This window comes from Mesorhizobium sp. M0518 (genome assembly GCF_040321125.1).
Lineage (GTDB): Bacteria > Pseudomonadota > Alphaproteobacteria > Rhizobiales > Rhizobiaceae > Mesorhizobium.
In genome coordinates, this window is record NZ_JAMYQY010000005.1 from 182,819 (window position 1) to 208,307 (window position 25,489).

The window sequence follows — 25,489 nt, forward strand, 5'->3', positions numbered from 1 at the left end:
ATGACAGAGCCCTTTCTTGTCGCCAGAAACATCGCCAAGCGCTTCGGCGCTCTGACCGCGCTGGCAAATGTCGATCTGGAGATCCGCTCCGGCGAGGTGCTGGCGCTTCTCGGCGATAATGGCGCCGGCAAATCGACCTTCATCAAGATCCTGGCAGGCGCTCATCCGCCCAGTGGTGGGGAGCTTGTGATCGAGGGCAATCCGGTCGCCTTTCACTCGCCCAAGGATGCCGCGGCATCGGGGATCGCGACGATCTTTCAGGAACTGGCGCTTTCGGAGAACCTGTCGATCGCAGAAAACGTCTTTCTCGGCCGTGAATTGAAACGCTCCATTTTGGGCATTCCGTTCCTGAAGCGCAAAGAAATGCGCCAGCGCGTCGACGGCCTGCTGAAGGAGCTCGATGCTCATATTTCCGATCCAGAAGCGCCCGTAGGCAGCCTGTCGGGCGGCCAACGTCAGGCCGTCGCAATCTGCCGGGCGCTCAATCTGAATGCCAGGCTGGTCATCATGGATGAGCCGACCGCGGCCCTTGCCGTTGCCGAAACGCGCAAGGTCCTGGCACTGACACGGCGGCTTGCCGCGCGCGGCTGTGCCGTTGTGCTCATCAGCCACAACATTTCCGAGGTCTTCGAGGTCGCCGACCGCATCGTGGTGTTCCGGCGCGGCCGCAAGGTGGCCGAACGGCTGGCCGCCGATACCGATCACGAGGAAGTCGTTTCGCTCATAACAGGCGCTCATCCCGACGTGCGGGCGCTTGAAAAAACAAACTGAAACGCACGTCATTTCCAGAGAGGTTCAAACACAATGCTTTCACAGCTCAAGAAAGTGCTCGCCGCTTCCGCACTGTCACTCGCCATTGCAACCGCGGCGCATGCCGCGGACAAACACAAGGTCGCCTTCGTTCCGCAATTGATCGGCATCCCTTACTTCAACGCCATGGAAGCCGGCGGTAATCGCGCCGCCAAGGACCTGGGCGTCGATTTCATCTATTCCGGTCCCGTCGACACCAATCCGGTCGACCAGTTGCAGATCGTCCAGAACCTGATCGATCAGGGCGTCGAGGCGATCTCGGTCAGCGTCCTCGATGCCTCCAGCATCGCACCCGTGGTCGAGAGCGCCAAGGCGAAAGGCATCAAGCTGTTCACCAGTGACAGCGACGCGCCCGACAGCGGCCGCGCCGTCTATGTGGCGCAGGCGACCGACGAAGGCCTCGGCACAACCATTGTCGACGAACTCGTCAAGCGCGTCGGCGAGGACGCAACCATCGGCATCATCTCCGGCGAGGCAACGGCGTCCAATCTCAACGCCTGGATCGGCTTCATGCAGAAGCAAGCCACCGCCAAATATCCGAAGCTGAAGCTGCTCGCGCCGCAATTCGCCGGCGGCACCGCCGAACGCGCCGCGCAAATATCAGGCGATCTGATGGCGGCCAACCCGGACATCAAGGCCATCATCGCCGTCGCCTCCTCGACATGCCCGGGCGTAGCCCAGGCCATCGAAACCGCAGGCAAGATCGGCTCGGTCATCGGTGCCGGCTATTGCAGCCCGAACACGGCACGGTCCTACCTGAAGAGCGGAGCCTTCGGCTTCACCGTGCTCTGGGATCCCGAGCAACTCGGCTATCTCACGGTTTGGGCCGGCAAACAGCTGATCGACGGCAAGAGCTTCGAGGCGGAAAACAAGGTCGCCGGCCTGGAAAAGCCCGTCACCTATGATGCCGCCAAGGGCATTTTGCTTCTCGGGCCGCCGGCTGTCTTCACCAAGGACAATGTCGACAAGTTCAACTTCTGAGCTCTGAGATGAACGTGGTGCGGCAGTTTGGAAACGGTGTCTTCTCCATGAGCGGGCGGGAGTGGTCTCTGCTTGTCGCCTGTTTGCTGGCGATCGTCATCTTTTCTGTCGCATCGCCGCACTACGCGACATCAGGCAATGCAGCCACGGTCTTGCGCAACAGTGTCGAGTTGCTGCTGATCGGCCTTGGCATGACCCTGCTGCTCGCCATGGGCGGCATCGATGTCTCGATCGGCATCGTCATGGGTCTGGCGGCGATCGCCATTGGGCGCGTGCTCGGCGCCGGCGGCAATCCGCTGCTGGCGCTCATTGCGGGTCCTTTGGTCGGTGCGGTGCTGGGATGCGTGACCGCCGCCGTCGTTGTCCTCGGCCGCGTTCCGGCAATTGTCGGTACACTCGGCCTGCTCGGTGTCTACCGCACCGCCGTCTTCGTACTTCTCGGAGGGCAATGGCTTTCGGGCCTGCCCTCGAGCCTTACAGATCTTCTTGCAACCAGCGTGCTCGGCGTCCCCGTCCCTGCCCTGGTGATTGCCGCTGCCTATCTGGCCGTCTGGCTGGCGCTGCGGCGAACCCCTTATGGGCTGCATCTGCTGGCGATCGGCAATTCGGAGGAAAAAGCGCGGCTTTCTGGCATCCCAGTGATCAAGATCCGCTTCATGACCTTCGCCATCAGCGGTGTGCTGACTGGCATTGCCGCCACGTTCTATGTCGCCACCTATCGCAATGTGGAGATGACGATCGGCAGCACGCTGGCGCTCGACGCCATTGCCGCGGTCATTCTTGGCGGCACCAGCATATTGGGCGGCAGATGCAGCCTGATCGGCACCGTGCTCGGCGTGCTTCTGCTTAGAATCCTGCAAAACGGTCTGCTGCTGATCGGTGTCCCCTCCCTTTGGCAGCCTGTCGTCACCGGCGTTCTCATCATCGGCGTGCTTGGCTTCGAAGCTGTTTGCAACCGATTGCCGCTCGGCAGATTTCAACGAGCCCGCGCATGAAAACGTTCCGCAACCTGCAGGGCCCGGCCCTTACCCTGGCTTTGCTCTGTACGCTTTGGCTGATCGTCATTTTCGGCCTGCTGGCGCTCAAGCCGTCTGTCTTCCATCTCGGCACTGTCACCACCATTCTTCAGTTCTCGACGATCCTGGCCCTGGTCGGCCTTGGGCAGGGATTGGTCATCATGGCCGGTGGCGCCGGCATCGACCTCTCGGTCGGCGGCGCGGTCTCGCTGTCCGCCATCGTCGCGATGCTTTGCCTCAAGCTGGGATTGCCGCCGGTCCTGCTGCCCGCCGTCTGCATCCTGGCCGGCGCGATGCTCGGTGCCTTGAACGGATGGCTGGTGAACGGGCTCGCGCTTCTCCCCTTCATCGCGACGCTCGGCACCTTCTTCGTCTATTCCGGCGCTGCACTTGCCATTACCGGCGGCGCGGCCCAAGCCGGCGTGCCCTCCTGGCTGCTTGTGTGGGGGCGCGGCGTCGTCATGGGCATTCCCCTGCCCTTTCTCACCCTTGCCATCCCCTGCTTTGCGCTAGCCGGTTTGGTGCTGCTCTCGACAGCGTGGGGGCGCTGGATCTACGCCATGGGCTTCAACGAACGCTCGGCCAGGCTGGTCGGTATTCCGGTCGATCGCGTTCGCTTAGTCCTCTACGCCTTGAGTGGCGCGCTCGCCGGCGCCGCGGGACTCGTCTCGATCGCCTGGCTCGGCAGCGGCAGGCCCAATATCGGCCAGAACCTCGAACTCGAATCGCTGACTGCGGCCATGCTCGGCGGCATCGCCATCACCGGCGGGCGTGGCGGCGTCGGCGGCGTGTTCGCGGCCGTCCTGCTGCTGGTCACGCTGAAGACCGGCCTTCTGCAATTGAACATCAACACGGTTTGGCAGGTGGGGATTGTCGGCGCCCTTCTGGTTTTCGTCCTTCTCGCCGACCGACTTTCCCAACGTTGGAGATCATGATGCCGTCCATGGAAGAGATCATTGCCGCGCGCGTCGAAGCAAGCGCTGACCGTATCGTCCAAACGCTGAGCGATCTCGTCGCCTTCCCCTCGATCGTGAAATCCGATCCAAAGGAGGCCGGCCCCGGCGAGCGTGATTGCCAGCTCTATCTGCAAAAGCGGATCGAGGCGCTAGGCTTCTCGACCGATCTATGGGACCCGGACGGCCCAGCACTCTACGAAAAATACAAGGGGCGGGCCGGCGCCAACAAAGGCAGGACGTTCGAAGGCCGGCCCAATCTCGGCGGCGTCTTGAAGGGCACGGGCGGCGGTCGCTCCATCATGCTGACCGGCCATATCGATGTCGTCCCGCCCGGCGCCGCCGGTCACTGGACGACCGACCCGTTCCAGCCCGTCCTCAAGGACGGTTTTCTACACGGCCGTGGTACGGTCGACATGAAAGGCGGCGTCGCCTGCATGCTGATGGCCGTCGAGATCCTGAGGGGACTCGACATTCCCCTGTCCGGAGACGTCGTCTTCACCACCGTGGTCGATGAGGAAATCGGCGGCATGGGGTCGCTGGCCATGGTCGATCGCGGCTTTCACGCCGACGCCGGCATCATGACCGAACCGACCGCGAACAGGATCGCACCGCTCTGTCACGGCATTCTGTGGGGGAAGATCATCATTGACGGCATAGGCGGGCATGCGGAGCTGACGCCCAATGCCTGGTATTCGAGCGGCCCGGTCGATGCCGTCCAGCTTTGCCGGCAGATCCTCGACGGCATCGACATCCTCAACCGGCGCTGGATGTTCGATCCCAGAAAGAACCATCCGTTGATGGACCTGCCCAACCAGATCATCGTCACCCAGATGAGCGCCGGCGAACATCCGTCCTCCATGGCAGGGCGCGGCGAGATCATCATCGACGCTCAATATCTGCCGAGCGAGCATGACGAGTTCAAATTGGGCGGCAACGTCAAACGCGAAATCGAAGAGCACATAGCCAATGTCTGCCAGGCAGACCCTTATCTTCGCCAGCGCCCTGCCCGCGTCGAATGGATTCTCGACGCCGACTGCGCCGAGATCCCAGCGGACAATCCCTTTGTCGGCGTCTTCCAGGAGGCCGTCAAAGAAGCCAATCTCTCGCCGGTCCTGAGTGGCTTTGGCGCGCACAGCGACATCGGCCTGCCGACCGGCCTCGGCAACACCCCGACCGTCAATTTCGGTCCCGGCGACCCCGCGCAGGCGCATCAGCCGAACGAACGCGTTTCGGTGCGCGATCTCGTCGATTGCACCAAGGCAATTGCAATTGCCGTCGAAAAATGGTGCCGCTAGCGGGCAGACGATTGGCAGTGCGACAACGCAGCATAGGGGCCATGGCCCTTCGACAGGAGCCGCAGCTTCTGGTCATCGACCGGCGGCGGCACGCCCTCGAGTTCCCGCCATGCGGCAAGTGATCGATCTTTGCCGCACTGCAGGCATGGTTGCGCCCCTGCCTGGTGACGTCGTCGCGTTCTGACACCCGGCGAGCTTGCGCACGTGATTTGAGCTGAACGCCTGTGCAGCAAGCCGTGCCCGTTGCGGTCCGTTCACGGCGGATCGGTGTTGCAGCTGCCGGCTACCTGGTTGACCGCTTCGCCGAACCCGGCGAGGTCGAAATCGGCCTCGCCGCGCCCCGCCAGCAGCCCGAACCGCCAGGAAAGCTGGAGCCGGTTCGCGGCGACAAGGCGCCTGATGCCGTCGGCTCCATCGCGCACCAGCATCCGGCCGCGCGGCCCGACCGACCAGCTTTCATCGAACTTGCTCTCCTGATCGACCGTGATCGACATGGTGATCTTGCGGCTGGCCGAAACAGCGTCGTTCAGTTGCAGCCATTCAGTCCAATGCGGCTCGCCGTTTACCCGGCAGGCAATCGTCAGGATCGGGCTGTAGCTCAAGGCACCGCCGCCGGTGATCAGCTTGTTGGTGGCATAGAGCGAGGCCGTGACGAGGCCGTCTTCACTCGTGCCGAACCGCCAGTTGTCAGGCACCGTGCCGGCCTGGGCAATGCCGCAGACCGAGACAAGCATCAGCGCGATTGCCGAAGCGTGTCCCAATTCGACGAACAGTCTCAACACGCCCTCCAACAACCAAGCGGCTTGCAATAGAAGCGCAGATAATGATCAAAGCTTGGTCGCCACAGGCCGTCGCGTGCGAAGCATGGCGGCTGTTGCAGTTTGGCAACGAAAAAGGCCGCCTCGACGGCGGCCTTCCTGTTTCAGCGGAGCGCTGGTGTTATTCGGCGGCCTTCTTCTTCGGCGCAGCCTTCTTCTTGGGCTCTTCCGCGTCGTCGGCCTTCTTGGCGTCGGCCTTCTTGGCGGCGGCTTTCTTCGCCGGCTTCGCCTTGACGGCGGTCTCGTCCTCTTCGTCGTCGGCCATCAGCTCTTCCTTGCTGACCTTGACGTCGGTGACCGAAATCTGACCGAGCAGATGGTCGACCACCTTCTCCTCGAACATCGGCGCCCGCAGCGTGTTCAACGCTTCCGGATTGTTGCGGTAGAACTCGAAGACTTCCTGCTGCTGGTTGCCCGGATAGCGGCGCACCTGCTCGAACAGGCCGCGCTGCAGCTCTTCGTCCGATACGGTGACGCCGGCCTTCTCGCCAATTTCAGCCAGCACCAAGCCAAGGCGCACGCGGCGCTCGGCAAGCCGCAGATACTCGGCACGCGCCTCTTCTTCCGTCGTCTCTTCGTCGGCGAAGGTGCGTCCGGCTGCTTCCAGATCACGATTGACCTGCGCCCAGATGTTGTTGAACTCGGCGTCGACGAGCTTCGATGGCGCCTCGAACGAATAGGCCGCGTCGAGCTGGTCGAGCAGCTGGCGCTTGACCTTCTGGCGCGTCATAGCGCCGAACTGGTTCTCGATCTGGCCGCGTACGACGTCGCGCAGGCGCTCCAGCGACTCCAGGCCGAGGTTCTTGGCGGTCTCGTCGTTGATTTCCAGCGCGCCGGGCTGGGACACTTCCTTGACGGTGACGTCGAAGGTCGCTTCCTTGCCGGCCAGATGCGCGGCCTGGTAGTTTTCCGGGAAAGTCACGGTGACCTGCTTTTCGTCACCGGCCTTGGCGCCGACCAGCTGATCCTCGAAGCCGGGGATGAACTCCTTCGAGCCCAGAACCAGCGGCTGATCGGTGCCGGCGCCGCCATTGAAGGCCTCGCCGTCGATCTTGCCGACATAGTCGATGGTGACGCGGTCGCCATTGGCGGCCTTGCCGGTCTTCGGCTCATAGCTGCGCGCCGATTCGGCAACACGCTGGACCTGCTCGTCGATCTCGGCATCAGGCACGTCGAACACCTGGCGTGTCACCTTGATGTCGGAAAAGTCTTTGATCTCGATCGCCGGAATGATCTCGTAGTTGAGGCGGAATTCGAAGTCAGCGCCGCCGGCCAGGATCTTCTCGGCTTCCTTCTCGTCCTCGGTCATGATGACTTCGGGCTGCATGGCAGCCTTTTCACCACGCCCGGTAATGATCGAACGGGTCGAATCGTTGAGGATTTCGTTGACCACTTCGGCCATGAACGACTTGCCGTAGACCTTGCGCAGGTGCTGCACCGGCACCTTGCCGGGACGGAAGCCGTTGATGCGGACCTTGTTGCGGGCATCCGAAAGCCGCGCCATCAGCTTGGCTTCCATGTCACCGGCCGGCACGGTGATCTTGATCTCTCGCTTGAGACCGGAGTTGAGCGTTTCGGTGACCTGCATCGTAAAACCTTTGTTTTCACCAATGAGACTGCCACGGCCTCTGCCGTTCACAGCCTGCCGGTATATTCTTGCCGGGAATGGCTTTTGGTACGGAACCTGGCGATTTGACCGAAAACCCGGCTCAAACTCTCCCAAACTGCGTTCCAAAATGTGAATAAGTTCTTGTTTTTCCTACTTCTTATCACATTCTGCAGAAGCGGATCGTCGCGTCCCGTCACATTTGACACGCCTTTTGTCACAGGCGAGGCCAATTTTCAACAGTCTTCGCATTCCGGCGAACAACCAGCATTCGGGCCTGACCCACATCTTGTCCCTGACCCACATCTTGTCTCCGACATTGACAGAATGATGGCTACATGGGATTGCCGGTCCATGCGGATGTGGCGGAACTGGTAGACGCCCTGGATTTAGGTTCCAGTGCCGAAAGGCGTGGGGGTTCGAGTCCCTTCATCCGCACCACCCTTCGCTCTTCGAGCTTCGGGTGGCGGGCCACCCGAAGCTCGTTAGACGAAGGAGTTTCCCCGAAGCCCAATACCGTTCAGTCAGCGATCGGATTGAGCTTCAGATGCTGGATCAGGATAATGGTCTTGGCGTCGAGGATACGGCCATCGGCGATGCCGGCCAGGGCCTCGTCGAGCGGCATTTCCAGGACCTCGATGTCCTCGCCCTCTTCTTGCGCCCCGCCGCCGGCCGAGATGCGGTCGGCGGGTGAATAACGGGCGATGAAAAACCAGAGACGTTCGGTGACGCTGCCGGGGCTCATATAGGGCGAAAACAGCCGCTCGACGTTCTGCAGCCGGTAGCCGAGTTCTTCCTCCGCCTCCTTGCGGATGCAGGTTTCGGGATCGTTTTCGTCCAACAGGCCGGCACAGGCCTCGATCAGCGGCTCGCGGTGGCCGGTGACATAGGCGGGATAGCGGAACTGGCGCACCAGAAGCACGGTCGAACGCAAGGGGTCGTAAGGCAGGATCACCGCGCCATCGCCGCGATCATAGGTCTGGCGGATTTGCGTCTCCCACTGACCGTCGCGCCGACGGTAGTCGAGAACGGTCTTCTTCAGGACGGCCCAGTCGTCGGAGAGGATTTCCTCCGAACGGACGCGAATACGATCTTCCATCGTGGTCTCCATGCAAAAGCGCGTCGCGCTTTATGCTCCTGTTTTATGCGTGTCGTTCTCCCAAACCGGGGCCACTTTTGGGCGCCATGCATTGCCGAGGCCTATCCGCGAACCGGCATTTCGGCAATCCCGTCAGTGATTGGTCCAGAACCCCTTTCACCGCCTCGTGTCTGGCGCAGGCGCCATCGGTCGCCTAAATAGCTGCGAACCCTCCCGGAGTTTCTCATGACAGCGTCGCTTTTCCAGTCGATCACCCTCGACGGCCTCACCTTCCCCAACCGCATCGCCGTCGCGCCGATGTGCCAGTATTCCGCCGACGACGGCTCGGCCAGTGACTGGCATCTCCATCACTGGATGAATCTCGCAATGTCCGGCGCCGGCATGGTCACAGTCGAGATGACCGATGTCGAGCGGCGCGGGCGTATTACCTATGGCTGCCTCGGCCTTTATTCCGAAGACAATGAAGCCGCCGCCCGCCGCGCACTGGACGCCGCACGACGCGTCGCCGCACCCGGCACGAAATTCGGCTCCCAACTCGCCCATGCCGGCCGCAAGGCTTCGAACCGCAAGCCGTGGGAAGGCGGCGGGCCACTGCAGCCAAACGAGGATCCCTGGCAGACCGTTTCCGCCTCGGCCATCCCCTACGACACAGGTTGGAACGTGCCGCACGCGTTGGAGGACGAGGAGATCCTGCAGCTCATCGAACGCTTCGCCGAGGCCGCAAGGCGAGCCGAACGCGCCGGCTTCGATTTCATCGAACTGCACGCCGCGCATGGCTATTTGATCTTCCAGTTCCTGTCGCCCTTGTCCAACCAGCGCTCGGACCGCTGGGGTGGCTCGCTGGAAAACCGCATGCGTCTTGCCGTCGAAATCGCCAAGGCGGTGCGCAAGGCGGTGCCAAAGCTGATGCTCGGCGCAAGGCTGTCGGTGAAGGATTGGGTCGACGGCGGCTTCGATGTGGCGGACGCGATCGAAGTGGCCAAAGCGCTCAAGGACGAAGGCGTTGCCTATCTCTGCTGCTCGAGCGGCGGCAATTCGCCGTTGCAGAAATTGCCCGCCGGCCCCGGCTATCAGGTGCATCTGGCGGAGGCGGTGCGCAAGGGCGCTGATATTCCGACCCGCGCCGTCGGCCTGATCGACGACCCCAAGCAGGCCGAAGCGATCCTCACCGAGGGCCGCGCCGACATGGTGGCGCTGGCGCGGGCCTTCCTGGCTGATCCGCGCTGGGGATGGCGTGCGGCGGCGACATTCAGCGAGACAATCCACCCGGCGCCACAACTTGCCCGTTCGGTGACCACGATGCAGCACTGGATGAAGGCAGTAGGCTGAACGGTCCGCGCTCCCGACACGCGCCCTCCTGTCTCCAGACAGCTTGACGGTGCTTCGCAGCTATTCCGTCCGCAAGCTGTTGGGTGGGACGAGGCTGCGGCGGGCGTGGCCGGGCGTGGGAGGAAACTGTTCAGGGCATGCTTGCCGGTTGCGGCGCTGACCGCAGGTGTAGAACCTTCAAACAGCCTCTGAGACGTTTGGGCGCAGGCTGACGGCCATGGTTGCAACCAATTTGGCTGCTTTGCGTTGCGGCCATGATGGACAACAAACCTTTTGAAGTGCCGGTCGTCGTCGAACTTGGCCACGTCGGCAAATATCGCCACATCCGCAGCGCCCAGGAGGCCGCGGAGTGCCTGATGACGGTGTGGCCGCTCAATCGCGGCCCGCGCCATCGTGATGCCCTCGACACTTGCCTCAAAGTGCTGGAAGGTTATCGTTCGACAGCAGATGCGCGCCGGGCGCTGATTGAAGCCGCCAAGGAATCGGAAGTGCTGGTGCCCGACGACAGACTGCCCGACGACCGGCTGCATTGAGCAGACGGACCTTTCAACCGGAGGTTTTCCATGGCGAAGCTGACTTACAAGATCGTCGAGCATGACGGCGGCTGGGCCTACAAGGTCGGAGCGACCTTTTCCGAGACGTTTCCCACGCATCAGGACGCGTTGCGCGCAGCCGAAATCGCCTCGGCCGAGCAGCAGGTCGCCGGAGCGACCGACGGCATCCAGTATGAGGACGCCGAAGGCAAATGGCACGAAGAATTGGCCGACGGCCGCGACCGGCCGCAGACAGAAGTCTCAGATTAATTCGGTATAGCGCTTGATGTTGAGCGGTCCGACAGGGCGCCGACCGCAGCGCCGTCCGGAGAAAGGACGCGCCAGCGGCCAGCGGCTGTCCTTGCGGACTAGCCCTCGAACATTGCTTTCCAGAAAATCAGTGTGCGCTTTTCGGAAATCGCGTTCTGGCTATTTGCCGCAATACTGATCGTTGACGTTTTGCCCTGCGTTGGCGTCCGGGCCGGGCGTGTTGTGGGCACATGGGCCTATTGCGCCGGTATTGCCTTGGGTGTTCAACCCGGAGCCGTCACGGATGCTTCCCGTGGTATAGGGGTCGACAGTTGTCTGGTCGTTGTCGCCGAACAGCCACCAATCACGATTGTTGGAATACCTGTCGTCCAGTGACTGCGCCATCGCCGATGTTGCGAGACCGATCGTCAGAACAGATGCTGCGAGAATTTTTGTAACCATTGAATCACTCCGTATCTTAGCCGCCTTGGTGCGACACTCATAAAACCCGGTAATCAGCCGAATGGTTCCTTGAAATTGTCGTGAAGCTGAGGTGAGGCCCTGACCAGCAAAGCCCGGCCGGCGATGCGCTCGATGAATGCGGCGGTTCGCTCCGGGATCACGAATTGCGGCATGTGCCCTATTCCCTCGACCAGTTCGAACCTAGATCCTTGACCTCATCGGCTCGCCGTGGCGGCGCGAAGATGACATTGCGGCCACCGTCGCGCCGCGCTATCTCAGACCACTCGCCTTCCCAGGCCACTCGCCTTGCCGGAGCCTTCCATGCCTGAAATCGTGACCGCCGCCATGCTCGTCATCGGCGATGAGATTCTGTCCGGCCGCACCAAGGACAAGAACATCGGCCATCTCGCCGACATCATGACGGCGATCGGCATCGACCTCAAGGAAGTGCGCATCGTCCCTGACGAGGAAGACGAGATCATCGCGGCGGTGAATGCCGTGCGCAGCCGTTACACCTATGTGTTCACCACCGGCGGCATCGGTCCGACGCATGACGACATCACGGCCGATTCCATATCCAAGGCTTTTGGCGTGCCTTGCGAATACGATGCCCGGGCCTATGCGATGCTGGAAGCAAGCTATGCCGCGCGCGGCATCGAATACACGCAGGCCCGCAAGCGCATGGCGCGGATGCCGCGCGGCGCCGATCTCATCGACAATCCGGTGTCGGTCGCGCCTGGCTTCCGCATCGGCAACGTCCACGTCATGGCCGGCGTGCCATCGATTTTCCAAGCCATGCTCGACAATGTCGTGCCGACGCTGAAGGCCGGCACGAAGATGCTGTCGGCGACCGTGCCCTGCCCGTTCGGCGAAGGCCTCATCGGCGGGCCGCTGGGTGATATCCAGAAAGCGCATCCCGATACGATCATCGGCTCCTACCCGAAATATGGCGATGGCAAGTTCTGGACCGAGTTGGTCGTGCGTGCCCGCAGCCAGGAGGCGCTGGACGCCGCCCGCGCCGATGTCGAGGCGATGGTCGCCGGCTTCGCCAGCAATCCCGGCTGATCGGGTCCAGGCCGGAACAAAGCACGACGCTGCAACGTTTCCCCGGCACGAGTTCGCCAGCTCGTAAACCGAGGGATTGTCATGCGATTCAAAACCATCGTCGCCATTCTGCAGAACGAGCAGGACGCCGAGCGCGTGCTCGACTGCGCCATTCCGCTCGCCACCCGGTTTCAGAGCCATCTGGTCGGCATCCACGCCGAAACGCTTCCCGTGCCCTACACCTCCGCCACAGGCTTTCCCGACACCGAATTCCTGCAGGTTTCGGCAGACATGAACCGGGAACGGGCCGAGAAGTTGAGGACGCTGTTTCTCAGGCATATCGAGGATTCCGGTCTTTCCTTCGAGTGGCGAAGCCTGGAAAGCTTTTCGGGTGACAGCGCACTGTCCGGGATTTCGAGCGTGCGGGCCGCCGACCTGATCATAGCGGCGCAGCGCGAAACGGGCGGAGATTCCAGCGCGGACGTAGACACGCTGGTCTACGATGCCGGCCGGCCGGTGCTGGTGGTGCCGCACGAGGGTCCGCTGATCACCACCTTCAAACGCGTCTTGCTCGCCTGGAACGGAAGCAAGGAAGCGGCACGCGCCGCCTTCGACGCGCTGCCCTTCATCATCGAAGCCGAGAAGACCGACATATTGGTTATCGACCCTCCTGAAACGCTCGACGACAGCCCGGAGGCCGCCGGCGCCGAAATCGCGTCGGCGCTATCGCGCCACGGCGCCACCGTCAGCGTCTCGGTGCAGCAGTCGGGCGGCAGTTCGGTCGATGACATCATCCAGACCAGGATCGCGGAAACCGGCGCCGATCTGCTGGTGCTTGGTGCCTACAGCCACTCATGGCTGCGTCAGCTTCTGTTCGGCGGCGTGACGCGCAGCGTGCTGCGCACCGCGCCGGTGGCAGCCTTCCTGTCGCGGTAGGTCCACACCGATCGTTGGCCCTTGCCTTTGCCAAGGCCCTTGCTCTTGCCAAGATGGGGGCTTTCCAGCTAATTCCGCGCGCATTCCCCTGTTTACCTGCGCGCGATCCCCGCGTGCTGTGGAGTGCGCGACATGTCCCTTCCCGAAAAAGCCTTTCCGGTCTCCTGGGACCAGTTCCATCGCGACGCCCGGGCGCTCGCCTGGCGGCTTTCCGGCGCCAACAAGGGACAATGGAAAGCGATCGTCTGCATCACGCGAGGCGGGCTGGTCCCCGCGGCGATCATCTCGCGTGAACTCGGCATCCGCGTCATCGAGACGGTCTGCGTCGCCTCCTATCACGACTATACCAGCCAGGGGCAGCTGCAGGTCCTCAAGGAGATCACCCCTGCCCTGCTCGCCGAAGACGGCGCCGGCGTGCTGATCATCGATGACCTGACCGACACCGGCAAGACGGCGGGCATCGTGCGCGCGATGATGCCCAAGGCGCATTTCGCCACCGTCTACGCCAAGCCGAAAGGCCGGCCGCTGGTCGATACTTTCGTCACCGAAGTCAGCCAGGACACCTGGATCTATTTCCCGTGGGACATGGGCTTCACCTACCAGAAGCCGATCGCCGACGACCACGCGGGCTGATTCGAACTACCTGCCTGTTACAGACCGGCAGCTTGCACTGGGGATGATTTGCTTTCGCAAACAGGTCCGGCAGGGCCGGATATTTTGTGAAATCGACGTCTATCGGCGGAAATCGGCCAGGCGAATGAAATTTTTTACTTTTATTGCCGACAATTAGCCGTAAGATTCGTGAGACGGCAAACGATTCCGGAGGCTGGGGCTAGCTTCTTCGATGTTGACGAGGCCAACGACACATAATCATCTGGCCGAAAGGGTCCGACGGCTCTTCGGCACGGCGCCGTGCCGCCTGCAGGTTGCCGCCCTGCCTTGGCGCGACACGGGAGACGGCGTCGAGATCATGCTGATCACCAGCCGCGATACGGGTCGATGGGTGTTGCCCAAGGGCTGGCCCGAGGCCAGGGAGCCGCTCTGCGAGGCCGCGGCGCGCGAAGCCGGCGAGGAGGCCGGGCTGCGCGGTCGTGTCTCTCATCTTGAAGCCGGCCGTTACTTCTACGCCAAGGTACTGGCTTCCGGCGAAGAAGTGCCGTGCGAGGTCCTGGTGTTTCCGCTGCATGTCGACAAAGTCGCGGACCGCTGGAAGGAAAAACACTCACGCACCCGCAAATGGGTCCGCGCAAGCGAAGCGGTGCGCATGGTCAACGAACCCGACCTTTGCCAGATCATCGCCTATTTCTGCGCCGACCCGCACAGCTTCTCCTGACGGGCGGCCACACCGCGCTCTTTGCAAAACGGGACTGGCTTGCAAGGGCTGGACATGCGTTGCCGCGTATCGACATGAATGCTTTGCTAAGGAATCAAGGATAGGATTCGGCAGCTCTGGTATTTTTGATCGATGGCGAATCCCGCAAATCCAATTCCAAACGAGTCCGACGGGCCCCAGCGCGAGCGTCGTCCGCGCGTGCTCAAGGGCGGGTCGATCATCACCGGAATTTCGAATTCGGAAGTGGGCTGCACGCTGCGCAATCAGCACGACGGCGGCGCCGAACTGAAGATACCGCTCGAAGCCCGGGTCCCAGATCGCTTCCTTCTCTATGTGCCGCTCGACGGCATTGCCTATCGTTGCGAGGTCCGCTGGCGACGCAACGACCGTATCGGGGTGCAGTTCACCGGCACCGAGCCAAAACCCCGGCTGCATTACGGCTGACGCCCGGGCAAGCTTGCGCGCGGAAAATCGTGATCCGCGCCTGCATTCTATCCCCGTTATCCACATATGTGACACACAAGATGTTGGGGTCACAAAAGCTACGCAAACGAATCCTTGACGGCGCAAAACGAGTCGCCTTTTATAGGCCATGCGCTCCTGTTGAGAGTGCGACCGGAAAGTTCTGAGCCCGGTCTTTTTCCCGGATTATGTGCGTTTTGCTCGCATTTCCGCCTGTTTACGAGGCCGGCGGAAGCGTTGGAATTGTGGGGCGGTTGGGGTCGATAGGGACAATTGTCGGGCTTGAATAAATTGTCTGTTAATACTATATTTAGTGTTTGCAGGTAGGGTCGACGCTAGATAGTGTGAATTTCGCTCGACCGAGGGAATCGGAAAAAATCAGTTTTGAGGGACCCGTGGGTTCGTCGACGTGTTGGACAGGTACTTCGCAAGGAGTTTGACCAGCAGGGCCGGCGGAGGCTGCGAAATGGAGAGCCGGCCGTTTTCGAACGCCGGCAGACGGCGGACATGCGTGTTTCGCATCGGGGGCAGAAATCCCTGGGGAAAAGCGCTATATATAGACAAAAGGGACCGGACCAATGCGCATCGAGCGTCGTTTCACCAAGCCAGGACAGTCTGCCTATGCGGAGATCGAATTCCGCAAGGCGCTTTCGGAGATCAAGAATCCGGATGGCTCGGTGGTCTTCCGCTTGGACAATATCGACGTGCCGGCGCAGTTCTCCCAAGTTGCAGCCGATATCCTGGCGCAGAAATATTTCCGCAAGGCCGGTGTGCCGGCGTGCCTGAAGAAGATCGAAGAGAACGACGTCCCCTCCTTCCTGTGGCGCTCCGTAGCCGATGAGGCGGAACTGGCGAAGCTGCCGGAAGCCGAGCGCTACGGCTCCGAGATCGACGCCCGCCAGGTCTTCGACCGGCTTGCCGGCACCTGGACTTACTGGGGCTGGAAAGGCGGCTACTTCAAGGGGTCAGAGGAAGACGCGCGCGCCTTCCGCGACGAGCTTGCCTACATGCTGGCCACCCAGCGCGTCGCGCCGAACTCGCCGCAATGGTTCAACACCGGCCTGCACTGGGCCTATGGCATTGACGGCCCGAGCCAGGGCCACTTCTATGTCGACCCGTTCACCGGCAAGCTGACCAAGTCGAAATCCTCCTACGAGCATCCGCAGCCGCATGCCTGCTTCATCCAGGGCGTACAGGACGACCTCGTCAACGAGGGCGGCATCATGGACCTGTGGGTGCGTGAAGCGCGCCTGTTCAAATACGGCTCCGGCACCGGCTCCAACTTCTCGCTGCTGCGCGGCGAAGGCGAAAAACTGTCCGGCGGCGGCCGCTCGTCGGGCCTGATGAGCTTCCTCAAGATCGGCGACCGTGCGGCGGGCGCCATCAAGTCGGGCGGCACCACGCGCCGCGCCGCCAAAATGGTCATTGTCGACGCCGACCACCCCGATATCGAGGAATTCATCGACTGGAAGGTCAATGAAGAGCAGAAGGTCGCCTCGCTGGTGACCGGCTCGAAGATCGTCAAGAAGCATCTCGAAGCGATCATGAAGGCCTGCGTCAACTGCGAAGGCAATGGCGACGACTGCTTCGACCCGTCGATCAACTCCGCGCTGAAGCGCGAGATCAAGGCGGCCAAGAAATCCGCCGTGCCGGAGAACTACATCTACCGCGTCATCCAGTTCGCCAAGCAGGGCTATAGCTCGATGTCGTTCAAGACCTACGACACCGACTGGGATTCGGATGCCTACCTCACGGTTTCGGGCCAGAACTCCAACAATTCGGTGTCGCTGAAGGACAATTTCCTGCGCGCCGTCGAGGACGATGCCGACTGGCACCTGACCGCCCGCAAGGACGGCAAGGTGATGAAAACGCTGAAGGCCAGGGATCTCTGGGAAAAGATCGGTTACGCCGCCTGGGCGTCGGCCGATCCGGGCCTGCATTTCAACACCACGATGAACGACTGGCACACCTGCGCTTCCGCTGGTGCGATCCGGGCGTCCAACCCGTGCTCGGAGTACATGTTCCTCGACGACACGGCCTGCAACCTCGCCTCGATCAATCTGCTGCCCTACCGCAACGCCGACGGCACCATCGACATCGCTGCCTATGAGCACACGGTGCGGCTGTGGACCATCGTTCTCGAAATCTCCGTCATGATGGCGCAGTTCCCGTCGAAGGAGATCGCCAAGCAGTCCTACGAATACCGCACGCTCGGCCTCGGCTATGCCAATATCGGCGGCCTGCTGATGACGTCGGGCATTCCCTACGACTCCGATGAAGGCCGCGCCATCTGCGCCGCACTCACCGCGATCATGACCGGCATGGCCTATGCCACCTCGGCCGAGATGGCCGGCGAACTCGGCGCCTTCGCCGACTACGACCGCAATGCGCAGAACATGCTGCGCGTCATGCGCAACCATCGCCGTGCCGCCTATGGCGAGAAGCAGGGCTACGAGAAGCTCGCCGTCAACCCGGTGCCGCTGGTCGCTTCCGACCTGAAGCAACAGGACCTTGCAACCCACGCCAAGGCCGCCTGGGACCGCGCCATCGAGCTCGGCGAGGAGCATGGCTACCGCAACGCGCAGGCGACCGTGATCGCGCCGACCGGCACCATCGGCCTGGTCATGGATTGCGACACCACCGGCATCGAGCCCGACTTCGCGCTGGTGAAGTTCAAGAAACTGGCCGGCGGCGGCTACTTCAAGATCATAAACCGCGCCGTGCCGGAAGCGCTGCGCACGCTCGGTTATTCCGAAGCCCAGATCGCCGAGATGGAGGCCTATGCGGTCGGCCACGGCAACCTCAACCAGGCGCCGGCCATCAACCCCGGCGCGCTCAAGGCCAAGGGCTTCACCGACGACAAGATCGCCGCGCTCAACGCAGCCTTGAAGTCGGCCTTCGACATCAAGTTCGTCTTCAACCAGTGGACGCTGGGCGCCGACTGGGTGAAGGAGACGTTCGGCTTCACCGACGAGCAGCTCAACGACTTCTCGTTCGAGATCCTGCCGGCGCTCGGCTTCTCCCGGAAGGACATCGAGGCCGCCAACATCCATGTCTGCGGTGCGATGACGCTGGAAGGCGCGCCGTTCCTCAAGGCCGAACACCTGGCGGTGTTCGACTGCGCCAGCCCGTGCGGCAAGATCGGCAAGCGCTCGCTGTCGATCAACAGCCACATCCAGATGATGGCGGCGGCACAGCCCTTCATTTCCGGCGCCATCTCGAAGACCATCAACATGCCCAACGATGCGACGGTGGAAGACGCCAAGGGCGCCTACATGCTGTCGTGGAAGCTGGCGCTGAAGGCCAATGCGCTCTACCGCGACGGCTCGAAGCTGTCGCAGCCGCTCAATTCCTCGCTGCTCGCCGATGGCGAGGACGACGAGGATGATGCCGTCGAGCAGCTGCTCGCCGCACCTGCGGCAGCACGTGCCGCACAGATCACCGAGCGGATCGTCGAGCGTATCATCGAGCGCGTGTCGCGCGAGCAGGAAAAGCTGCCCGGCCGCCGCAAGGGTTACACGCAGAAGGCCAAGATCGGTGGCAACACCATCTTCCTGCGCACCGGCGAATATGACGATGGCCGTCTCGGCGAGATCTTCATCGACATGAACAAGGAAGGCGCGACTTTGCGTGGCCTTCTCAACAACTTCGCCATCGCCATCTCGCTCGGCCTGCAATATGGCGTGCCGCTCGACGAATATGTGCACGCCTTCACCTTCACCAAGTTCGAGCCGGCCGGCATGGTGCAAGGCAATGACGCCATCAAGAGCGCGACGTCGATCCTCGACTACGTGTTCCGCGAGCTGGCGATTTCCTATCTCGGCCGCAACGACCTCGCCCATGTCGACCAGTCGGATTTTTCCAACACCGCACTTGGCCGTGGCATCAGCGAAGGCAAGACGGATGCGGTCTCCAAGGGCCTGACCCGCGGCGCCTCGCCGGTGAAGCTGGTGTCGCGCGTCAGCGGCAACGATCCGAAAGGCTTTGCGGCTCCCTCGGGCACCCCTGCCCGCTCAGTGCCGACCGCCTTCTCCGGCTCCAACGTGCTGGCCCTGAAACCGGCCAGCGACGAAGCGGTCGCCTACAAGCGCGACTATGAGGAGCGGGCGAAGGAACTGGCCGAGGACATCGCCTTCGAGGAAGCGGCTGCTTCCGATGCCACGGCGGGATTGTTCACCGACGCCGCAGCCGTTGAGGCGGCCGAAGCCAAGAAACTCGCCAACGACCGACGCGCCAAGTCGCTGCTCCAGGGCTACACCGGCAATTCCTGCTCCGAGTGCCAGAACTTTACCATGGTGCGGAATGGGACTTGTGAGAAGTGTGATACGTGCGGTTCGACGAGCGGGTGCAGCTGAGGTCTAGTGCCACCTCGGCTTACAGTTCGCGAGATCATTCGCCTGCTGGAGGCCGACGGCTGGTATCTGGTTGCAACCAAGGGCAGCCATCGCCAATATAAGCATGAAGTCAAAGCGGCCGCGTCACAGTGGCTGGCAAGCCGTCTGAAGAGGTTGCACAGGGAACACTGAACAGCATCCTCAAGCAGTCAGGTTTGAAGGAGTGATGACATGCGTTACGCGGTGGTGATTGAAAAAGCAGGAAGTAATTTCTCTGCCTATGTGCCGGACCTACCCGGCTGCATCGCGACAGGTGCCACTGTGCCTGAAGTGGAAACCGAGATTCGCGATGCAATACGCTTGCACATCGAAGGTTTGCGAGCCGATGGGCTGGATGTGCCCAAGGGTGTCAGCCTCGCGGAATACGTAGAGGCGTAGAAGGCAATTCACTCAATCGGATCAGGCTCTGATCCCGCCTGCTATCTCTACGGCAACACCTCCAGCGTCTGCTCGTCCTGCCCTATCCGCACGAACAGCACCTTGCGCCCCTCACCCGTGGGCACCTCGAAATACTGGATGCCGTCAGGCATTTCGCCGCAGGGCGGCTCGGGGATTTCATTGAGGTCGGCTACTGCTTTCAGTTCTTTCGCGTGGGCGGCGTCGGGGCTGAAAGTGTAGCGTTTGACGGCGGCAGGCGCGGCGCCCTCGGTGTAAGGCGTCGGAGTCGATAACTTGTTTGCATCTAGCCATGCCTTCGGCCTGCCCAGATCAAAGCCTCTCAGCATGCCATCTCAGATGGTCGTCCATGAAGCTGGAGATGAAAAGATACGAGTGATCATATCCATCCTGCATCCGCAATTTAAGCGGAATACCCGCTTTGGCGCAGGCCGCTTCAAGCAGCCAAGGCCTGAGCCCGTCGTCAAGAAATCCATCCGACGTTCCCTGATCCACCAAGAATTCGGGGAAACGGTATCCGTCATCGATGAGCGACGTCGCATCGCAAGTTCGCCACGAGGCCTCATCATTGCCGAGATACTTCTCAAAAGCCGGTCTCGACCAGCCGGCGGTGCTTGGCTGGGCGATCGGGGCGAATGCCGAGCAGCTCTTGAAACGTTGCGGATTCTTCAAGGCAATCGTCAGCGCGCCATGCCCGCCCATCGAATGGCCGGAGATAGCCTGGCGGGCCATATCGGCTGGAAATTCAGCCGCGATGAGGGCCGGCAACTCCTCGGTGACATAGGAATACATGCGATAATTCTTCGCATAAGGCTCTTGCGTCGCATCGAGATAGAAGCCGGCGCCGGAGCCGAACTGCCAGTTGTCTTTTTCATCCGGAATGTCGGCCCCACGCGGGCTGGTGTCGGGACAGACGACGATCAGGCCAAGCTCGGCGGCCATGCGCCTGTACTCGCCCTTGTCCATTACATTGGCGTGGGTGCACGTCAGGCCTGAGAGATACCACACAACGGGACAAGGCGCCTCCCGCGCCTGCGGAGGTATGAAAACGGCAAAAGTCATGTCGCAACGGCAACTCGTCGACAAATGGGAATAGACGCCCTGCACGCCGCCATGGGCTTTCGTTTGAGAGATGATTTTCATGTGTTCTCCACGTTGCGGGTCGGATGACGGTCGCCCCCTACTGCCAACCAGCGGCAGCACTTGCGTCCTGCCATCCTATGGTTCTTGTGTCGACGGATCTCAGCGCGAAAAAAGAACCTCGCCCATTCCGAGCACTGCGTTATCCCCGCCATATTTGCGCGGTGCGCTCCCCAGAAGCGGCCGTTTCAAAATGCCCTCGGCGATCAGATGACGATCGATGATGGCGGCGAAAACGCTCTCGGGCGCGCCGCATTCGACGAAGCTCGGCGACATGCGTGCCGGCGCACGATCGAGAAGGATCGAACCGCGACGCATCAAATAGCCGGGCATCTCGCCGGTGCCACCGGCCACCACCAGCGTGCCGGCGATCATGCGGCTGCCGGCAAGGTCGCCGGAGCCTTTCAGCACCGCGATCAGGCCGCGCCGCATGCGGTCCGCCGCGAAGGCGCCCGCCTTGCCCCTGACAATCAACACACCGCCGTTCATGCCGGCCAGTTCCCCCACGAGCGGCGCACCGAGGTGGTCGCCGGCATTGCCCGTTATCTCAAGCCTGCCGCCGCGCATGCCGGAGCCGGCGTATGGACCCGCATTGCCTTCGATCGTGAGCTTGCCACCGCGCATGGCGCGCCCGGCCTGGGCGCCGGCATTGCCAACGAGGCGAACCGACCCGGTCCGCATGCCTTGCGCCACAAGGTCAAGGCGCGCGCTTCCACCTTCGAACACGATGCTTGTCGGATCGCTGCCGGCGACGCGAAAAATGTCGCCCACCTTCGATCCGTGCTTCGACATGCCGATCTGGATTCTTTCGACGTCGCGCCTTTCGATCCCGGCCAGCCGCTCCGGCGTCAGCGGCGACAGGTCAAGGCGCTCCGGCGGCTCGGCAACCAGGGTGAAGGTCAGCGCCTTCATGGCAGCATATCCTTCAGCGAGTAGATGAATTTTCCGAGCTTGCCGCCGTAATTGCCGGCGCTGATCCGAACCGCGCCTCTTTTCGGTCCGAGCTCTATGACAGCCTTGATGCCGGCCTTCATCGCGGCGGCAACTGCATCATTGGTTTCACCATCGATGACGATTTCCAGGACGGCGTTGATGTCGGGACCGAGTTCACTCGCGACGACGCCGCGCAGCGTCGGCGCATAGGCTTCGTTGGCCGAGGCGATCATGCCTTTGTATTTGCCACCTATCTTGGAACCCGAGCGGGCAATGCCGCCCGGAAACGGCACGATGGCGCCAGGCACCATGCCGATCGCACCGACCGCGGCCTCGGCAGCGGCCAAAGCGTTGGCGCTGCTTTGCGCCATGACAAAGAAATTGCCGCCACCGACAGCTTCCTTCGTCAGTCCGGTCGTTGCTTCGCACAGGAACTCGCCATCCATGACGGGAATACGCCAGAAATGCCTGTCGCCGATCTTCTTGGAGATTTGCCAGCCGTCGCCGAAATAACGCAGCGCCGAACCGAGCTTGAGCTCGGCGCTGCCCTGCAGCCCGGCAAAGCAGGCGGAACCCGGCGAGGTCAAAACGCACTGGCCGACACGATTGAGTAGTTGTTTCTGCAATTCGTCCGTTCCCATCGCGAAAATCATGACGCGGCAGCCCGGCCGGCCATCCGGTGTGGCCGATGGCGGCAGGTCGAGATCGATTGCTGCTTCGCAGCCGCAACCGATCACCGAGGTGGCGAAGCCGGTCATCGTGATCGCCGCTTGGCGAGCCCATTTCCGACTCGGCGCGGTGATGACGATGGCGGTTGCGCGCATGCCGAAGGCTTCGGCGAAGGTATCGTCGATCGTTACCCCATTGACGCTCATGTTCGGCATGGCACCTCGCCGAATGGCTGTTCGCGCGCAATCGCGGAATCCGGAAAATTGAACCAGTCCAGCGACAGGCCGTAGCGCTGCTGGTGATAGTCCTCGAGCCGTCGCACCATTGCCTTGTCGACAGGCGGCTTGAGCCTCAATGCCTTGCCCCAGCGGTAATGGATGATTTCCCCGTCTTGCACGACGAGATCGCCATCCTTGAAAACATACGCCGCCCGTCCGAGCATTTTCGCGATACTGCGGTCCCTGCGATAGATAGCGATGTCTGCTGTTGCGCCGGCGCCGAGATGGCCTCGGTCCGTCAAGCCGAGCAGCTTGGCTGGCGCCGCGCGCGTCATGATGGCGATTTCCTCGAACGTGTATTCGCGGTCGATTGCGGCCAGGGTAGAGAGCGCCAGAGCGGATCGTGAAAGTCCGGCGGTCATTTCGGCGCGCGCTTCCCGGCTCATCAGCAGTTCGAACAGCGCCGGATAAGCGGTAAAAGGTGCACCGTTGGGATGATCGGTGGTGAAGAACACACGCCAGGGATCGTCGATCAGGAGAAAAAGCTCGAGCCCGATCGCCCACTGCATCGTGCCGTAGAAGTCCTTGCCATAGCTGTAGGGCACGATGCCGCCGCCATTGCCGTCACCGTCATGAATGACGGTCTTTTTCGGGTGCGCGCTGCCACGCGCCGAAAACTGCCGCATGACGTCGGAGGAGACCGTGACCGTCTGGCCGAACATGACCTGGCCGATATCGATGGTGACTTCCGGCGTCGCGTTGACCAGTTCGGCAAGCCGTGCGGCGGCGGAAGAAAACCCGCGTTTTCCTTCCGTGCCATAGCCATAGAACTGGAGGTGGGCGAGATGCAGCGGCAGCCCATCCGCCGCTGCAATCGTCGCAGCCGCCGTATCCGCCGATCCGGGGCTGCCCAGATTGTTGCAATGGACATGCAGGGGATGCGGCAGGCCAAGACTGTCGACGGCGGCCTGCAGCGTCTTGACGATCTTGCGCGAACTGACGCCATAGGAAGGCACGACATCGTCCAGCGAGAAGGTGCGGACGTTCTCCTTGAAGGCGGCCGCCGCACCGGCGTTGATCACCTTGACCCCAAGCGCTCGCGTCGAAGCGACCGTCCAGGCGACATAGTCCTCGATCATCGTTCGGGGGGCGTCGTCGCGGATCATCGACAACAGGAAATCGTCATTGCCGAGAATGGCGAGGGTTGCTTTGTCGATGATCGGGATGTCAGCCAGTTCGAGATGCGTGTGAAGCGCCGCTCCCGGCGACATCGCCGGCTCGACCACCGTCGTAAAGCCCATCTTTGCGTAGAGGCAGCCGGTCTGGAACGTCGACCAGCCGGCATTGGAGAGCGGCGTCATTGCTGGCCGCGGCTGATGGGCGGCGTGCTGTTCGGGCAAGAGCAGCCGCGCGGTGTTCACATTGCCGCCGCCAATGTGGGAGTGGATGTCGATGGCGCCAGCCATCACGATGCAGCCGCTGGCTTCGATGATCCGGTCGGCCGCCCCTCCCGCCGGCGCCGGAACGATCTTGTCGTCCTTGATCCAGAGGTCGCCTTTGCCGAGACGGCCGTTGACGGGATCGATGATGTCGCCGCCGGCGATTTTCGTCAGCATGGCAGTGCCTCGGCGAAAGCATGGGTAGCGATCAGGCGGATGATCGTCGCGGCGGAGGGCAATTGCGAGGCCGCTTGCGCATCGATCGACCTGAGCGAGCCCGTGCGGCTGGAGTAGACAACCGCATCGTGATCGACCCCAGCCTCGCCGATGGCGATGGTGACCGCGGCGCCGGCAACCGGCTCTTGCGTTTTCGTCAACGCAATCAGCGCGATGCGGCGCTTTTTTTCCTTCGGTTGAGCCGTTGTGGCGGAGATCCGCAGGTGCAGGTCGGCTTCGCCGGCAGCGATCATGCGCGCCACATCGCAGCGCCAGGGATCGAATTCCGGGAAGCCGCGCGCAAAGCCGGTGCGCAGTGGAAAACCTGTCATCCAGGCCGAGGCGAGCGTGCTTCCCCAGCCGTTTTCGTTCGCCGGCAGATGAAGGCCGGATGCGCGCGATTTGCGATTGAGATCGGCGATCAGTCCTTGCAGCATCTCCAATGCCAAGCCTTCGGCGGCGTGGCCTGAAAACAGGAACACGGGGAAATGCGCGGCCGCCAGAGCTTTGGCGAAATCATTGAAATTCGACACCGGTTGCGATGTACGCTGCCCTTTGTACTGTGCCCGCAGTGCCGCTAGCGTGGCGGCGAGGCTGGCTTGGCCACAGGAAAGTTGCGTTGCCTTGCGCCCGCCGTTCAGCGGCGGCACGGACATCCCGTTTGGACCTACCACGAAGAACGCGCGCTGGTTCCCGGTCGAGAGGTCGGGAACCGTCCCAGCGAGTTCGCCAACAAGACCATGATGGATCCGCGGGAGCTCCCCCACGATCACCACGACATCGGCACGCCGGCGCGTCTCACCGGGGGCGACGGTCATTGCCCCCTTGTCCGTAAAAAGCGCGGTCTCTCGGGCAAGTGCCGCGCCATCGGCATGGTCGTATGCCGCGCCAGCCCGCTCGGCCAGCGCGATCGCCACCCTGGTGCCGTCTATATCCGTATTAAAGCTGAAAACCGGGCACCGACTTGACGACAATAGCGACGCGGCATGCGCAGCCGCGTGCTCAATCAGCGCTTCCCGGTTGCCGATCCAAGCAACCGCCATTCGCTAAACTACTTTCTGGTGCCGGCCCGATCCTAGACGAAACTGGATTGGCCGTGAACCCCACCTTGCAGCGGATCAGCGAATGTTTTCATACGCGTCAACAAATTCCGAC

General features: G+C 62.1%; 25 protein-coding genes, 1 tRNA gene and 1 pseudogene. 17 read left to right on the top strand and 10 right to left on the bottom strand.

Annotated features, from left to right (window positions below):
• Genes NKI66_RS09330 through NKI66_RS09350 form a run of 5 tightly spaced genes read left to right on the top strand, consistent with a single transcriptional unit; the run spans nt 1 to nt 5,058 of the window.
• Nucleotides 1-771: an ATP-binding cassette domain-containing protein gene (locus NKI66_RS09330; RefSeq protein WP_023810449.1), complete on the top strand. Its 771-nt coding sequence runs from the start codon at nt 1-3 to the stop codon at nt 769-771.
• Nucleotides 772-804: 33 nt separating this feature from the next.
• Nucleotides 805-1,791 (top strand): autoinducer 2 ABC transporter substrate-binding protein, encoded by a 987-nt coding sequence (locus NKI66_RS09335; protein ID WP_023810448.1) that lies wholly within the window; start codon nt 805-807, stop codon nt 1,789-1,791.
• A gap of 47 nt (nt 1,792-1,838) precedes the next feature.
• On the top strand, nt 1,839-2,786 hold the full coding sequence (locus NKI66_RS09340; RefSeq protein ID WP_023810447.1) for an ABC transporter permease: 948 nt from the start codon (nt 1,839-1,841) through the stop codon (nt 2,784-2,786).
• On the top strand, nt 2,783-3,742 hold the full coding sequence (locus NKI66_RS09345; RefSeq protein ID WP_023810446.1) for an ABC transporter permease: 960 nt from the start codon (nt 2,783-2,785) through the stop codon (nt 3,740-3,742). Before NKI66_RS09340 ends, NKI66_RS09345 begins: the two co-directional genes overlap by 4 nt.
• Nucleotides 3,742-5,058 carry a M20 family metallopeptidase gene (locus NKI66_RS09350; protein WP_352673740.1) on the top strand — a complete coding sequence of 439 codons (1,317 nt, stop codon included), beginning with the start codon at nt 3,742-3,744 and terminating at the stop codon, nt 5,056-5,058. Before NKI66_RS09345 ends, NKI66_RS09350 begins: the two co-directional genes overlap by 1 nt.
• Nucleotides 5,059-5,312: 254 nt before the next feature.
• On the opposite strand, the gene NKI66_RS09355 is transcribed toward NKI66_RS09350, so the two are convergent.
• Together NKI66_RS09355 and tig are read right to left on the bottom strand one after the other, a co-directional pair.
• Entirely contained in the window at nt 5,313-5,837 is a 525-nt protein-coding gene (locus NKI66_RS09355; protein WP_023810444.1) for a hypothetical protein, read from the bottom strand.
• A gap of 160 nt (nt 5,838-5,997) precedes the next feature.
• Entirely contained in the window at nt 5,998-7,464 is a 1,467-nt protein-coding gene (gene tig / locus NKI66_RS09360) for a trigger factor (RefSeq protein ID WP_023810443.1), read from the bottom strand.
• A 374-nt stretch (nt 7,465-7,838) separates the two neighbouring features.
• Here tig and NKI66_RS09365 point away from each other — a divergent pair.
• Nucleotides 7,839-7,923: transfer RNA gene (locus NKI66_RS09365), tRNA-Leu, on the top strand.
• 79 nt (nt 7,924-8,002) lie between these two features.
• Here NKI66_RS09365 and NKI66_RS09370 read toward each other — a convergent pair.
• Nucleotides 8,003-8,581, bottom strand: a complete 579-nt coding sequence (locus NKI66_RS09370; protein ID WP_023810442.1) for an NUDIX domain-containing protein — start codon at nt 8,579-8,581, stop codon at nt 8,003-8,005.
• Between the two features lie 225 nt (nt 8,582-8,806).
• On the opposite strand from NKI66_RS09370, the gene NKI66_RS09375 reads away from it, so the two are divergent.
• The 3 genes from NKI66_RS09375 to NKI66_RS09385 all read left to right on the top strand — a co-directional run bounded on the left by NKI66_RS09375 (nt 8,807) and on the right by NKI66_RS09385 (nt 10,713).
• A complete protein-coding gene (locus NKI66_RS09375; RefSeq protein WP_352751497.1) occupies nt 8,807-9,910 on the top strand; it encodes an NADH:flavin oxidoreductase/NADH oxidase in 1,104 nt (367 codons plus the stop codon).
• Between the two features lie 254 nt (nt 9,911-10,164).
• Complete coding sequence (locus NKI66_RS09380; RefSeq protein ID WP_013532012.1) at nt 10,165-10,443, top strand: DUF982 domain-containing protein; 279 nt, start codon at nt 10,165-10,167, stop codon at nt 10,441-10,443.
• A gap of 30 nt (nt 10,444-10,473) precedes the next feature.
• Nucleotides 10,474-10,713: a DUF2188 domain-containing protein gene (locus NKI66_RS09385; RefSeq protein WP_013532013.1), complete on the top strand. Its 240-nt coding sequence runs from the start codon at nt 10,474-10,476 to the stop codon at nt 10,711-10,713.
• A gap of 159 nt (nt 10,714-10,872) precedes the next feature.
• On the opposite strand, the gene NKI66_RS09390 is transcribed toward NKI66_RS09385, so the two are convergent.
• The gene (locus tag NKI66_RS09390) at nt 10,873-11,154 is read right to left on the bottom strand and encodes a hypothetical protein (RefSeq protein WP_023810439.1); all 282 of its coding nucleotides are present in this window, start codon (nt 11,152-11,154) and stop codon (nt 10,873-10,875) included.
• Between the two features lie 321 nt (nt 11,155-11,475).
• Here NKI66_RS09390 and NKI66_RS09395 point away from each other — a divergent pair, with 321 nt between their 5' ends.
• From NKI66_RS09395 to NKI66_RS09430, 8 genes and pseudogenes are all read left to right on the top strand, one after another.
• The gene (locus tag NKI66_RS09395; protein ID WP_352720282.1) at nt 11,476-12,219 is read left to right on the top strand and encodes a competence/damage-inducible protein A; all 744 of its coding nucleotides are present in this window, start codon (nt 11,476-11,478) and stop codon (nt 12,217-12,219) included.
• 81 nt (nt 12,220-12,300) lie between these two features.
• Nucleotides 12,301-13,134, top strand: a complete 834-nt coding sequence (locus NKI66_RS09400) for a universal stress protein (RefSeq protein WP_352720284.1) — start codon at nt 12,301-12,303, stop codon at nt 13,132-13,134.
• A 132-nt stretch (nt 13,135-13,266) separates the two neighbouring features.
• Entirely contained in the window at nt 13,267-13,767 is a 501-nt protein-coding gene (gene gpt, locus NKI66_RS09405; RefSeq protein ID WP_128303340.1) for a xanthine phosphoribosyltransferase, read from the top strand.
• 211 nt (nt 13,768-13,978) lie between these two features.
• The gene (locus NKI66_RS09410; protein WP_023810435.1) at nt 13,979-14,467 is read left to right on the top strand and encodes an NUDIX hydrolase; all 489 of its coding nucleotides are present in this window, start codon (nt 13,979-13,981) and stop codon (nt 14,465-14,467) included.
• A 132-nt stretch (nt 14,468-14,599) separates the two neighbouring features.
• Nucleotides 14,600-14,911, top strand: a complete 312-nt coding sequence (locus NKI66_RS09415) for a PilZ domain-containing protein (RefSeq protein WP_352751499.1) — start codon at nt 14,600-14,602, stop codon at nt 14,909-14,911.
• Between the two features lie 596 nt (nt 14,912-15,507).
• Nucleotides 15,508-19,284: a vitamin B12-dependent ribonucleotide reductase gene (locus NKI66_RS09420; protein ID WP_352751501.1), complete on the top strand. Its 3,777-nt coding sequence runs from the start codon at nt 15,508-15,510 to the stop codon at nt 19,282-19,284.
• Nucleotides 19,285-19,290: 6 nt separating this feature from the next.
• Nucleotides 19,291-19,490, top strand: a pseudogene (locus NKI66_RS09425) (type II toxin-antitoxin system HicA family toxin).
• Nucleotides 19,491-19,494: 4 nt separating this feature from the next.
• Nucleotides 19,495-19,701, top strand: a complete 207-nt coding sequence (locus tag NKI66_RS09430) for a type II toxin-antitoxin system HicB family antitoxin (protein ID WP_023810431.1) — start codon at nt 19,495-19,497, stop codon at nt 19,699-19,701.
• 47 nt (nt 19,702-19,748) lie between these two features.
• Here the strand turns inward: NKI66_RS09430 and NKI66_RS09435 are convergent, their stop codons facing one another.
• From NKI66_RS09435 to NKI66_RS09460, 6 genes are all read right to left on the bottom strand, one after another.
• The gene (locus NKI66_RS09435; protein ID WP_352552628.1) at nt 19,749-20,048 is read right to left on the bottom strand and encodes a hypothetical protein; all 300 of its coding nucleotides are present in this window, start codon (nt 20,046-20,048) and stop codon (nt 19,749-19,751) included.
• Nucleotides 20,032-20,862, bottom strand: coding sequence for an S-formylglutathione hydrolase (fghA, locus tag NKI66_RS09440; protein ID WP_352751560.1), 831 nt, complete (start codon nt 20,860-20,862; stop codon nt 20,032-20,034). Before fghA ends, NKI66_RS09435 begins: the two co-directional genes overlap by 17 nt.
• A gap of 99 nt (nt 20,863-20,961) precedes the next feature.
• The gene (locus NKI66_RS09445) at nt 20,962-21,771 is read right to left on the bottom strand and encodes a formylmethanofuran dehydrogenase subunit C (RefSeq protein WP_352751504.1); all 810 of its coding nucleotides are present in this window, start codon (nt 21,769-21,771) and stop codon (nt 20,962-20,964) included.
• A complete protein-coding gene (gene fhcD, locus NKI66_RS09450) occupies nt 21,768-22,676 on the bottom strand; it encodes a formylmethanofuran--tetrahydromethanopterin N-formyltransferase (RefSeq protein WP_352552632.1) in 909 nt (302 codons plus the stop codon). The genes NKI66_RS09445 and fhcD overlap by 4 nt, the downstream gene beginning before the upstream one ends.
• Complete coding sequence (locus NKI66_RS09455) at nt 22,664-24,295, bottom strand: formylmethanofuran dehydrogenase subunit A (RefSeq protein WP_352673758.1); 1,632 nt, start codon at nt 24,293-24,295, stop codon at nt 22,664-22,666. Before NKI66_RS09455 ends, fhcD begins: the two co-directional genes overlap by 13 nt.
• Entirely contained in the window at nt 24,289-25,377 is a 1,089-nt protein-coding gene (locus tag NKI66_RS09460; RefSeq protein ID WP_352751506.1) for a tungsten formylmethanofuran dehydrogenase, read from the bottom strand. The genes NKI66_RS09455 and NKI66_RS09460 overlap by 7 nt, the downstream gene beginning before the upstream one ends.
• Between the last annotated feature and the right edge of the window lie 112 nt (nt 25,378-25,489).